The 11,850-nt window shown below is 74.6% G+C and carries 9 protein-coding genes; all 9 read right to left on the reverse strand.

From position 1 onward, the window contains the following. Positions 1–103: 103 nt before the first annotated feature. The 9 genes from ACZ6Y7_RS32290 to ACZ6Y7_RS32330 all read right to left on the reverse strand — a co-directional run bounded on the left by ACZ6Y7_RS32290 (position 104) and on the right by ACZ6Y7_RS32330 (position 11,801). Positions 104–1,111, reverse strand: coding sequence for a helix-turn-helix domain-containing protein (locus ACZ6Y7_RS32290; RefSeq protein WP_465761481.1), 1,008 nt, complete (start codon positions 1,109–1,111; stop codon positions 104–106). A 333-nt stretch (positions 1,112–1,444) separates the two neighbouring features. Next, on the reverse strand, positions 1,445–2,698 hold the full coding sequence (locus ACZ6Y7_RS32295) for a pseudouridine synthase (protein WP_465761482.1): 1,254 nt from the start codon (positions 2,696–2,698) through the stop codon (positions 1,445–1,447). A gap of 63 nt (positions 2,699–2,761) precedes the next feature. Next, positions 2,762–3,355 carry an SMC-Scp complex subunit ScpB gene (scpB, locus tag ACZ6Y7_RS32300; protein WP_465761503.1) on the reverse strand — a complete coding sequence of 198 codons (594 nt, stop codon included), beginning with the start codon at positions 3,353–3,355 and terminating at the stop codon, positions 2,762–2,764. Between the two features lie 305 nt (positions 3,356–3,660). Then, entirely contained in the window at positions 3,661–4,524 is an 864-nt protein-coding gene (locus ACZ6Y7_RS32305) for a segregation and condensation protein A (RefSeq protein ID WP_465761483.1), read from the reverse strand. Between the two features lie 656 nt (positions 4,525–5,180). Continuing rightward, on the reverse strand, positions 5,181–5,828 hold the full coding sequence (locus tag ACZ6Y7_RS32310; RefSeq protein WP_465761484.1) for a hypothetical protein: 648 nt from the start codon (positions 5,826–5,828) through the stop codon (positions 5,181–5,183). After that, on the reverse strand, positions 5,825–6,892 hold the full coding sequence (locus ACZ6Y7_RS32315; protein WP_402828721.1) for a ParA family protein: 1,068 nt from the start codon (positions 6,890–6,892) through the stop codon (positions 5,825–5,827). The genes ACZ6Y7_RS32310 and ACZ6Y7_RS32315 overlap by 4 nt, the downstream gene beginning before the upstream one ends. Positions 6,893–7,338: 446 nt before the next feature. Next, complete coding sequence (ald, locus tag ACZ6Y7_RS32320) at positions 7,339–8,454, reverse strand: alanine dehydrogenase (protein WP_465761485.1); 1,116 nt, start codon at positions 8,452–8,454, stop codon at positions 7,339–7,341. Between the two features lie 260 nt (positions 8,455–8,714). Continuing rightward, the gene (locus tag ACZ6Y7_RS32325) at positions 8,715–10,868 is read right to left on the reverse strand and encodes a tetratricopeptide repeat protein (RefSeq protein ID WP_465761486.1); all 2,154 of its coding nucleotides are present in this window, start codon (positions 10,866–10,868) and stop codon (positions 8,715–8,717) included. 285 nt (positions 10,869–11,153) lie between these two features. After that, the gene (locus tag ACZ6Y7_RS32330; protein WP_465761487.1) at positions 11,154–11,801 is read right to left on the reverse strand and encodes an NUDIX domain-containing protein; all 648 of its coding nucleotides are present in this window, start codon (positions 11,799–11,801) and stop codon (positions 11,154–11,156) included. Between the last annotated feature and the right edge of the window lie 49 nt (positions 11,802–11,850).

Genomic DNA, 11,850 nt, shown 5'->3' on the forward strand with positions numbered 1-11,850 from the left:
GACCCCCTCGGGCCCCGGCCCTCAGGCCCCGCTCCTCAAGCCCCGAGCCCCGTCCCCGCGAGGCGAGCCGAGCCCCGGCCCCGTCTCCGTCCCTCTCCCGGGTCTACAGCCACCCCCGCTCCCGGGCCGCCATACCGGCCTGGAAGCGGGTGGTGGCGCCCAGCGAGCGCATCAGGCTCTGCAACCGCCGCTGGGTGGTCCGGGCGCTCCAGCCGAGCGAGCGGGCGATCGACTCGTCGGTGAGCCCGGCCGCCAGCAGGCCCAGCAGCTTGCGGTGGTCGGCCTCCGGTTCCGGGGACGCGTCCCCGGTGCCGATCGCCGCCTGCAGCTGCACGGCCCGCTCCCACTCCGCCTCGAACAGCGTGTCCAGCGCCTGGAGCAGCGCCGAGGGGTGGATCACGTAGGCGGCGTCCAGCACGCTGTCGCCGACGCTGATCGGGATGATCGCCATCCGGTCGTCCGAGATGATCATCTTCATCGGCAGGGTGGGCCGGACCCGTGCCTCCTCGCCGTCCGCGACCCCGACCAGGATGTTCCGCTCCAACCGCCCGGGCCAGGCCACCGCCTCCCGGTCGTAGACCGTCCGGAACTTCAGGCCCTCGCGCAGCCGCCGGCGCTGCAGCGGCATCGCCGCCACCGGGTCCTGGATGTACGGCGGCCGGTCGAAACCGCGCACCTGGTACTGGCTGGTCTCGGTGATGTGCTCCAGCCGCTGGGCGATCGCTTCGCCGCCGGTCAGCACCTCCACCGAGTGCGCCGGGTCGGTGTAGCGCGAGGCCTCCCGGAAGGCGTCCATCAGCCGGTGCATCTCGGCCCGGGCCTGCCGCAGCTCGGACTCCCGGTGGCCGATCAGGGTGCCGATCGCCACGTCCGGCGCCACCGGCAGGAAGCGCTGGCGGTCCACCGGCGCCCGGGTGGCCATCCCCTGCTGCGCCAGCCGGTCCAGGGCGCGCACGCCCTGCTGGAGCGTCAGGCCGCAGCTCTCCGCCAGCTCCTCCGCGGTGGACTGCGGATTGGCCACCAGCGCCGCGTACACCTGCCCGTCCGGCTCGGCCAGCCCCAGCGTGCCGAGGGCCCGTCCGCTGGCCCGCCCCAGTGGTGCATCGGACACGACGCCGTCTCCCCCTGTTCGCCCCTGATCCGTCCCACCGGCGCCCGCACTGGCGCGGTCCCGCCACACGGCGGGGTGGTGGCCCGGTGGCCATCCTCTGCCACGGATCATGACGCTGACAAGGCCGTGACCAGCGGGTGCGTCCCGGCTCACACGCCACACCCGCCCCGACGACGCCCCCGCCCCGCACCCGTCGGCCCCGCACCCGCCGGAGCCGCACCCGCCGTCTCCCCGCCCGGTCGTCCGGCCCGGGCACGCGCAAGGGCCCCCGGCCGCACCACGGCGACCGAGGGCCCTTCACGACGTCCGCGCCGACGGGCGCGGACGGACGGCCTACAGGCCGACCTCGCGCATCAGCTGGCCGACCTCCGGGTTGGTCAGGCGGCGCAGCCAGCCCGACTTCTGGTCACCCAGGGCGATCGGGCCGAAGTGGGTGCGCACCAGCTTCTCGACGGGGAAGCCGACCTCGGCCAGCATCCGGCGGACGATGTGCTTGCGGCCCTCGTGCAGCGTCACCTCGACCAGGTAGTTCTTGCCCACGTTGGAGACGACCTTGAAGCTGTCGGCTCGGGCGTAGCCGTCCTCCAGCTCCACGCCCTGGGCCAGCTGCTTGCCCAGGTCCCGCGGGATCGGGCCCTGGATGGCGGCCAGGTAGGTCTTGGTCACGCCGTACTTCGGGTGGGTGAGGCGGTGGGCCAGCTCGCCGTGGTTGGTGAGCAGGATGATGCCCTCGGTCTCGGTGTCCAGGCGGCCGACGTGGAACAGCCGGGTCTCCCGGTTGGTCACGTAGTCGCCCAGGCACTGGCGCCCGTCCGGGTCCTCCATGGTGGAGACCACGCCGGCCGGCTTGTTCAGCGCGAAGAACAGGTAGGACTGGGTGGCGACGGTCAGGCCGTCCACCTTGATCTCGTCCTTCTGCGGGTCGACCCGCTTGCCCTGCTCGGTGACCCGCTTGCCGTTGACCTCGACCCGGCCCTGGTCGATCAGCTCCTCGCAGGCCCGGCGGCTGCCGACCCCGGCCCGCGCCAGCACCTTCTGCAGGCGCTCGCCCTCGGGCTCGCCGAAGGTCTTGGGCAGCTTGACGGCCGGCTTGTCGTGCCGGGCGAGGACGGCGTCCTCGATCTTGGCCTGCAGTTCGCGCGAGCGCTGCGGCTGGCGGCGCGGGTCGCCCGGGGCGCCCTGGCCCTCACGGCGCGGACGCGGTGCCGGACCGGGGCGCCGCCCGGCGAAGCCGCCGCGGGCGGGGGTGGCGTTGGGGCCGCCGCCGTACTCGGGGCGGTCGTACTTGCGCTCCTCGGGCCGCAGCGGGCGGTCCGGGTAGCGCCGGTCGTCCCGACGGTCGTCACGCCGGTCGTCACGGCGGCCGCCGTCCCGCCCGTACGAGCCGGAGCCGCCGCGCGAGCCCGCACCCGAGCCGCCACGGCCGCCGCCACCCCCGTAGGAGCCGCCGCCGTACGAACCTCCGCGCGCACCCGAGCCGCCGCGGCCGCCGCCGCCTCCGTAGGAGCCGCCGCCCCGGCCCCCGCCCTGTCCGCCGCGACCGCTCCCGCCGCCGCTGCTGTTCCTGCCGTTGCCACTGCTACGCATCAAAGTGTCCGTACGTCGTTCCGTCTGGGATGTGCGGTCGTTTCGGCCGACCTCACCGCCCCCCTACCGATCGGGCCCGGCCCGACCGGCCTCGCCACTGCCGTCCGCGGCCTGCGCGGCAGCGGCGGCGACCGCCTCCGCGATCATCGTGCCCTCCAGGGACTCCGCTTCCACGTCGTCGACCTCGGGCAGGAAGGGAGCGAGTTCCGGCAGCTCGTCCAGGCCGCGGAGCCCCATCCGTTCCAGGAAGTAGTTCGTCGTCCGATACAGGATCGCACCTGTTTCGGGCTCGGATCCGGCCTCTTCCACCAGTCCTCGCTGTACCAGGGTACGCATCACGCCGTCACAGTTCACACCGCGGACGGCGGAAACCCGCGATCTGGACACCGGCTGCCGGTAGGCGACCACCGCCAGGGTCTCCAACGCGGCCTGGGTGAGCCGGGCCTGCTGACCGTCCAGGAGGAAGCGGTCGACGGCCGCGGAGCAGCTGTCCCGGCTGTAGAACCGCCACCCGCCGGCCACCAGCCGCAGGTCGAACCCGCGGCCCTGCGCCGTGTACTCCTGGGACAGCTCGCGCAGTGCCGCAGCCACCTCGCCCCGGGTCCGCTCCAGCACCCCGGCCAGCCGGTCCTCGGGCACCGGCTCGTCGACGACCATCAGGACCGCCTCCAGCTCGGCCCGCAGCACGGGGTCGGCGAGGCCGGCGGCAGGGGATGCCGACGGCGCGGACTTCTGGTGCACCACCCGGGCCTCCGCCTCGCCCGGTGTCACGGGAGCCGTCGACGCCACCGACTCCGCGGCCTTCGCCGACTCCGCGGCCTTCGCCGGCTCCGTCGGCTCCTCCACGGACACCACCGGGTCCGGCAGCAGCTCGAAGGCCGGCTCCAGCCACTCCTCGGGCCGCGGCTGCCCCGGCACCCCCAGCGGGCGCCGCACCGGCCGCCCGCCCTCGCTCCCGACACTCATCGCCGTTCCTCCTCCGCCGCGCCCGCCGGCCGGTCGAACTCGTCCGTCACCTCGACCGCGCCCCGGCCCTCCTCGGCCACCCAGCGCACGCGCAGCTCGCCCAGCGCCTCCGGCTGCTCGAAGGCGAGCACCCGTTCCCGGTACAACTCCAGCAGCGCCAGGAAGCGGGCCACCACCACGAGGGTGTCCGGCGCGTCCGCCACCAGCTGCTGGAACGACGCCTCACCCAGCTCGCCGAGCAGCCCGACCACCAGGCCGGCCTGCTCCCGCACGCTGACCGGCGGGGTGTGGATGTGGTCCACGTACACCAGGGGCTTCGGCTTGGGCTCCATCGCCTTGGCCGCCAGCTCGGCCAGCCGCTGCGCGCCGATGGTGATGACCACCTCCGGCAGCAGTTCCGCGTGCCGCGGCTCCAACCCGACGGTCCGGGGGCGCCGCAGCAGTTCCGCGGCCCAGCGCTCGCCGAACAGCGCCGCCGCCCGCTTGTACGCCCGGTACTGCAGCAGCCGCGCGAACAGCAGGTCACGGGCCTCCAGCAGGGCCAGGTCCTCCTCGTCCTCGACCTCCGCCGCCGGCAGCAGCCGGGCGGCCTTGAGGTCGAGCAGGGTGGCGGCCACCACCAGGAACTCGGTGGCCGCGTCCAGGTCCCAGTCCGGGCCCATCGCCCGGATGTGCGCCATGAACTCGTCCGTGACGGTGGCCAGCGCCACCTCGGTGACGTCCATCCGGTGCTTGGCGATCAGGCTGAGCAGCAGGTCGAAGGGGCCCTCGAAGTTGTCCAGCCGCACCCGGAAGCCGCCCCGCGCCCCCTCCTCGGTCGCGTGGGCGGCGGTTTCGGCTGATGCGGCGGTGCTCGGCATGACGGTCCATCTTCACCCGTCGCCGCCGCCCACTTCGCCCCGGGTCCCCCGACACGCCGTCCACCGGGCCCCGGGCGAACGCGCCGGCGCCCCCGGAACGGCCCTCCGGCGCCCGCCCCGGCCCGCGGAAACGCGGCCCGGCCCCCAGCCGCCACCCGAGCGACGGACGGCCCGCCAGCACCCGCCAGAGCCTCGTCCCGACGTCGGCCGCCGCATGAGCGCAACTCATGACCCTCGGTCCGCGACCACCGGCGCTCGACTCCGAGGCACCGCCCCCCATGAGCTCGCCTCATGCCCCGCAGCCACGACCGGGAGCGCTCAACCCTGGACGGCAGCCACATGAGCCCGCCTCACGGCCGTCGCCCCGCAGCCCACGGTCCTCACGCCCGAGGCCATCACCTCATGAGCCGGCCTCATGCCCCCCGCTGCCCAGCCAACGGCGCTCACCCGGGCGACGGCCTCATGAGCTCACCCCATGGGGAGCTCGGATGAGCTCATCTCCTGCCCGTGGCCCCCGCCCGGCAGCGGCCCTCCAGGCGCCGGGCCCACGGCCCCACGGCGCCCCACGGCGCCCCGCCAGGCCCATCGAACCCTGCGAACAGGCCCATCGAACCCGTCCGGCCGACCCGGCCGACCCGGCCGTCCGGCCCCGAGCTCTACCGCCCGCGCAGCCGCCGGACCAGGATCGAGGCCTCACCGCGCTGCTCCAGGTCCGCCAGGACGACGGCGATGGCCTCCCGGACGATCCGGCCGCGGTCCACGGCCAGGCCGTGCTCACCGCGCAGTACCAACCGGGTGTGCTCCAGGTCCATGAGCTCCTCGGCGGACACGTACACGGTGATCTTCTCGTCGTGCCGCTCGCGCCCACTGGGCCGGCGCGGCGCGCGGCCGCGCGGCCGGGCGCGCCCGGCGGCACCTGCCTGCTCCTCGGCGGCGCCGGCGTGCGTCCGGGCCGCCGGAGCGGCGGCGGCGCCTCGGCCGCCGGGGACGGTGTTCCCGGCCGCCGACCCACCGGGCGCGGCCTGTACCCCGCCCGGCCGCTGGACGGGCGGCTGCGCGGGCGCCGGCACGGCGCCGGCGGGCTGCTGCCCCCGCGTCAGCTGCCGGTCGTCCCGGGCGTCCTGGGCGCCCTCGGCACCCTGCCCGGACCCGGCGCCCTGGGCGCCCTCGGCACCGTCCGATCCGTTGACGGTCCGCGCGGTCTCCGGTCTGGATGCCTCGGCGGCCGGACGCGGCGCGAGGGACGGCGACAGCGCCATCCCGCCGGTGGTCCGGAACAGCTCGTCGGCACCCGGGAGACTCACTCGGCGGGGCGGCACCGGTCGAGCACCTCCCTGGCGAGCTGACGGTAGGCGGCGGCACCGACCGAGTTGGTCGCGTACGTGGTGATGGGCTCGCCGGCGACGGTGGTCTCCGGGAAGCGCACGGTCCGCCCGATCACGGTGTGGAAGACGTGCTCGCCGAACGCCTCGACGACCCGCGCCAGCACCTCGCGGCTGTGCACGGTGCGCGAGTCGTACATGGTCGCGAGGATGCCGTCCAGGCGCAGCTCGGGGTTGAGCCGCTCGCACACCTTCTCGATGGTCTCGGTCAGCAGCGCGACACCGCGCAGCGCGAAGAACTCGCACTCCAGCGGCACGATCACGCTGTGAGCGGCCGTCAGCGCATTGACCGTCAGCAGGCCCAGCGAGGGCTGGCAGTCGATGATGACGTAGTCGTAGTCGGGCAGCAGCGGCTTCAGGGCGCGCGCCAGCGCGGACTCCCGGGCCACCTCGCTGACCAGCTGCACCTCGGCGGCGGAGAGGTCGATGTTGGACGGCAGCAGGTCCATGCCCGGGACGGCCGTCTTCAGCAGCACCTCATCGGCCGTCAGGCCCCGCTCCATGAGCAGGTTGTAGACGGTGACGTCCAGTTCCATCGGGTTGACGCCGAGGCCGACCGAGAGCGCGCCCTGCGGGTCGAAGTCGACGAGCAGCACCCGGCGGCCGTACTCGGCCAGTGCCGCGCCCAGGTTGATGGTCGACGTGGTCTTGCCGACGCCGCCCTTCTGGTTGCACATGGCGATGATCTGGGCGGGGCCGTGCTCGGCGACCGGCGCGGGGATGGGGAAGTACGGCAGCGGACGGCCGGTCGGGCCGACCCGCTCGCGGCGCTGACGCGCGGCGTCGGGGGCCAGCGTGGCGGCGTACTCCGGGTCCGGCTCGTACTCGGCGTCCGGGTCGTCGTAGGCGCCGTAGGCGAACTCGCCGTAGGCCAGGCCGTAGGCCGCCAATTCGGCGTCGTGATCGGTCACCGTGGTCACCTGTGCTGTGTTCTGGCGTGCTTCGAAGGTGCGGAGTGCGACCGAGCCGACCTCGGCCGAACCCACGGAGGGCTGCCGGGCCCCGGGCTCCACACTCGGCTGGCCGGCGGTGTGCTCCGCCAGTCCTGGCTGACCACCCCCGGGAGCAATTGTCGACTCATTCACAAGTCGTCTTACCTCCTTGGGCATCCAGGACTCTATGTCGATTCGTCAGCGTGGCAGCATGCCGACGGTTTGCGACTCTAGGCCGTTCAAGGCGTTCGCAGCAACACAATCCACGGTAGTGGGCAGGATGTGTCGACTATCGGGCGGGCCGCTGTCAAGGGATGAGTGGGTCACTGACCCCATCGTTTCTGCGGGCGGCCGACGGCCGGACGACGGTCGGGTGACACGACCGACGGAAATTGACGACAGAGCGACCTGCCCGCGACCCCGTCGGGCACGGGCACGGCGAAGCCCCCGACCCGGAGTGATCGGGTCGGGGGCGAACGACCGCCGCGCGGTCAGGGGGTTCAGGCGAGCACGCTCTCCAGGGAGACCGACTCCAGGCCGAAGGCCTCGGCCACGGCCGGGAAGGTGATCTGGCCCTCGTGCACGTTCAGGCCCTTGGCGAGCGCCGGGTCGCGGCGCAGCGCCTCCTTCCAACCGCGGTTGGCCAGCTCGACCACGTACGGCAGGGTGGCGTTGGTCAGCGCGTAGGTGGAGGTGTTCGGGACGGCGCCCGGCATGTTGGCCACGCAGTAGAAGACCGAGTTGTGGACCTCGAAGGTCGGCTCGGCGTGCGTGGTCGGGTGCGAGTCCTCGAAGCAGCCGCCCTGGTCGATGGCGATGTCGACGAGCACGGAGCCCGGCTTCATGCGGGAGACCAGCTCGTTGGTGACCAGCTTCGGGGCCTTGGCGCCCGGGATCAGCACGGCGCCGATGACCAGGTCGGCCTCGATGACGGCCTTCTCCAGCTCGAAGGAGTTGGACATGATGGCCTTGATCTTCGTGCCGAAGATGCGGTCGGCCTCGCGCAGCTTGTTGATGTCGCGGTCGAGCAGGGTCACGTCGTAGCCCATGCCGATGGCGATGGTGGCCGCGTGCCAGCCGGAGACGCCGCCGCCGATGACGACGCACTTGGCCGGGTGGGTGCCGGGCACGCCGCCGGGCAGCACGCCGCGGCCGCCGGCCGGACGCATCAAGTGGTACGAGCCGACCTGCGGGGCCAGGCGGCCCGCGACCTCGGACATCGGGGCGAGCAGCGGCAGCGCGCCGTTGGCCAGCTGCACGGTCTCGTACGCGATGGCGGTGGTGCCCGAGGCGATCAGCGCGTCGGTGCCGGCCCGGTCGGCCGCCAGGTGCAGGTACGTGAAGACGGTCTGGCCCTTGCGCAGCCGGTGGTACTCCGACGCGATCGGCTCCTTGACCTTCAGCAGCAGGTCGGCGGTGGCCCACACCTCGTCGGCGGTGGGGAGGATGGTGGCGCCGGCGGCCACGTACTCCTCGTTGGGGATCGAGGAGCCGAGACCGGCGTTGTCCTCGATGTACACCTCGTGTCCGTTGCGGACCAGCTCATGCACGCCGGCGGGCGTGATGGCCACGCGGTACTCGTGGTTCTTGACCTCGCGGGGGATGCCGACCTTCACGACTGAACACGTCCTCTTGCCATGGGGGTCCCGACCGGAGAAGACCGGTGGGTGACGCGCACGTGGGGAAGCCTCCGGGCACGCCGGGGCGGGGATCGCTGCGCGACTAGGTTCGAGTGTAATGAAGCCCAGTCGGCGTGTCAGCCTTCCAAAGTGAATAATTTTCCCGCACGCATTGGCAGGTTCGTAGGCTTCCCCTGCGACTTACCCACCAAAGACGCCTCAACCAGGCATCTTCGACAATACCTCTGAAACGCCCCTCACCACCCGGCGTCCACGCGTTCCCGCAGGTCCGCGAGGGCCGCCCCGACGGCCTCCCGGCCGCGTTCGTCACCGAGCCTGCGCAGCACCGCGAGGGCCGCCCGGTACTCGCGGTCCGCCTCCTCGAAGCGGCGCTGCGCGGTGTGCGCCTCGGCGATCCGGGCCAGCAGCCGGGCCTCGGCGGCGTGGTCCCCGAGCGACTGCCGCAGCCCGAGCGCCCGTCCGTACCAGTCGGCGGCGCGCACCGCGTCGCCGAGCGCCCGGTGGCAACCGGCCGCGCCCTCCAGGGCACGGGCGCAGAGCGGTTCGTCGTCGGCGGCCCGGGCGTGCTCAAGGGCGGCCCGGTAGTGGGCGGCGGCCTGCTCCCAGCGACCGGCCGAGACCTGCAGGTCGCCCAGGTTGAGCAGCGCGGCCGCGGCCCGGCGGGGGCGGCCGTTGCGCTCGGCGACGGTCAGCACCAGCTCGTGCAGCCGGTAGAGGTCGGCGGGGGCGGCGGCGCCGGTCAGCGGCATCGTCCGCAGCAGCGCGGTGACCAGCCGCCCGGCCGAGCCGTCCAGGTCCCCCTGGCCGATCGCGTCGGCCACCGCGCCGAGCAGCACCTCCCGCTCGCCGAGCAGCCACTCCCGGGCGTGCCCGGCCGACCGCAGCCGCAGCGCGGCCGGCAGCGCTTCGGGGGCGGGGGCGCCCTCTGGGTCGAGCAGCGCGCGGGCGGACTCGGTCAGCCGCACCAGCCGCTCCAGCAGCCGGGCCCGGGCGAGCTCGATCTCGGCGGGCCGGTCCTCCTGCTCGCGCAGCCGCACCAGCAGAGGGTAGAGCCGCCCCGGCACCCGGAAGCGCGGAGTGCCGTCGGCGGCCGGTGCCTCCTCGCCCAGCAGCTCCCGTTCGGCGAGGGCGGCCAGGGTCGCCGCCGCCTCCGGCACCGGGCAGCCGACCAGGGCGGAGGCGGTGCGCGGGTCGGCGGTCTGCGCGGGCGCCAGCGTCAGGGTGCGCAGCATCCGCGCCTGGGTGGCCGGCAGCCCCCGGTACAGCAGGGTGAACGCGCCGAGCAGCGGGTCGTTGTCGGGGACGGGCACCGGCTCGGCCGGCTCCGGACCGGGCTTGACCCAGGCCGCGGGATCGCCCGCCGTCTCGACCCCGGGAGCGGCCGCGCCCTCCTCCCCCTTCTTCCTGGCAGCGCCCTTCGGTGCGGCGGGCTCCGCCGCACCGGGCCCGTTCGCCGGAGCGCCCTTCGCCCCGCTCCCGCCCGGTGCCCCGGCCCCAGCCCCGGCCCGGACCGCGCCCGCACCCCCTGCCGCGCCCTTCCCCGTCCCCTTCTTCTTCGCGTCCACGCCGCCCTCGCCCCCCGGGGCAGGGCCGGCGGCGGTGAGCGCCGGCTCCTCCCCCACCACCCCGTTGAGCTCGCGCGCCGCGTCGGTGACCGCGCTCTTCGCGTTGCCGCGCAGCCACGCCGCCATCAGCCGCAGCGTGGCCGGCCGGGCGGCGCAGGCTTCGGCGAGGTCGGCCGCGCCGACCGGGTCGCAGGAGATCCGGGTGCCGCCGACCAGGTCGGCCAGCAGCTCACCGGAGGCGGTGCGGTCCAGTCCGCCGAGGATGACCGGGTCGATGTCCTCGATCCCGGTGAGCGGCCCGGCGGTGGTGGCGAGCACCAGGCAGCCGGGTTCGTCGGCGAGCAGCGGCCACACCTGCCCGGCGTCGCGCACGTCGTCCAGGACGAGCAGCACCCGCAGGCCGGCCAGCGCCTCGCGCAGCGCCACGCAGCCCGGTTCGTCCCGGCCGTCCTCGACCACCCCGGGCAGCGGCACGGCGCTCTGCGGGTCGAGCTGTTCCAGCAGCAGCCGGGCGGCCCGGGCGGGCGGCACCCGGCCGCCGTCCGGAGCGGACAACCGGGCGAACAGCACACCGTCCGGATAGTCGGCGGCGACGGTGCGGGCGAAGCGCGCGGCGAGCGCGGTCCGCCCGGAGCCGGGGCGTCCGGCCAGCACCAGGACCGGGCAGCGGCCGCTCGCCGGGCGGGCGGCGGCGGCCCGCAGCGCGGCGAGTTCGGCGCGCCGCCCGACGAACAGCGAGGGCCCGGCCGGCAGCCGTTCCAGTCCCGGCACGGCGCCGGCGGGCGCGTCGGGGCCGGGGTCCATCGTCGCCGTCTTCCTCGCCACCCGTGCCACTCCCGACGTCATCCCGCGCTCGGCATCCGACGCTCGGCATCCGGACTCGCCGTCCGGTGCTCAGCGGGGGCCGCCCCGGACGGGCGCCCTGTCTGCGAAGCGTAGTTCGACCGTCCGGCCGAGCCGAGGTGACATCCGGTCGTACGAACCGGCGAATCACCCGGTCGAATCAACCGGAACGGCCGTTCACGCACCGCCGCGCCGACACCTCCACCGGATGCCGGGCCACCCCTCCGGGAGCCGGCGCGCGCCCGGATACCGGCGCGCCCCCGCTGATCAGGCCTCGAAGGGCCGGGCCGGCCAGGGCGCGTCCGCCGGGCGCAGGGCGTCCAGTCCGTCCGGGCCGGTGAGCGCGGCGTGCACGGCGAGGGCGCCGGTCACCAGGGTGGGGTTGTGCAGCCGTCCCGCCTGGATCAGCCGGATCAGTTCCGGCACCGGCACCCAGGCGACCTCGATCTCCTGCTCCTCGCCGGAGGCCGCGTAGCGCTCGCCCTCGGCCGCCGACAGGTCGGTGGCGAGGAACATCCGCAGCGCCTCGTCGGTGCCGCCCGGGGAGGTGTAGTAGTCGACGAGGATCCGCCAGGTGTCGGCCTTGCAGTGCGCCTCCTCGTACAGCTCGCGCTGGGCGGCGTGCCACGGGTTCTCGCCGGGGACGTCGAGCAGGCCGGCCGGCAGCTCCCAGAGCCGCTGGCGCACGGGGTGGCGGTACTGGCGCAGGATCAGCACGCGCTGCCGGTCGTCCAGGGCGAGGACCGAGACCGAGCCGGGGTGGGTCTGGTAGTCGCGGCGGGCCCAGCTGCCGTCGGGCATCCGGACCTCTTCGCTGCGCACGCCCGTGACCTTGCCCTGGAACGGCGTCCGGCCGGCCCTGACCTCCCACTCCTCGGCCACGTCGGCGATCACCAGGTCGCTCTGCTCGTCCATCGGTCTCCCCTTTTCGTCAGTACGACACAATCTAACGCCGGACGGCGGC

The organism is Kitasatospora sp. NPDC053308 (assembly GCF_055585785.1).

Excerpts from the sequence above, each read along its gene's own strand:
- ACZ6Y7_RS32295 (WP_465761482.1), bottom strand. The coding sequence starts at position 2,698 with ATGCGTAGCAGTGGCAACGGCAGGAACAGCAGCGGCGGCGGGAGCGGT.
- scpB (WP_465761503.1), bottom strand. The coding sequence starts at position 3,355 with ATGGTCGTCGACGAGCCGGTGCCCGAGGACCGGCTGGCCGGGGTGCTG.
- ACZ6Y7_RS32305 (WP_465761483.1), bottom strand. The coding sequence starts at position 4,524 with ATGCCGAGCACCGCCGCATCAGCCGAAACCGCCGCCCACGCGACCGAG.
- ACZ6Y7_RS32330 (WP_465761487.1), bottom strand. The coding sequence starts at position 11,801 with ATGGACGAGCAGAGCGACCTGGTGATCGCCGACGTGGCCGAGGAGTGG.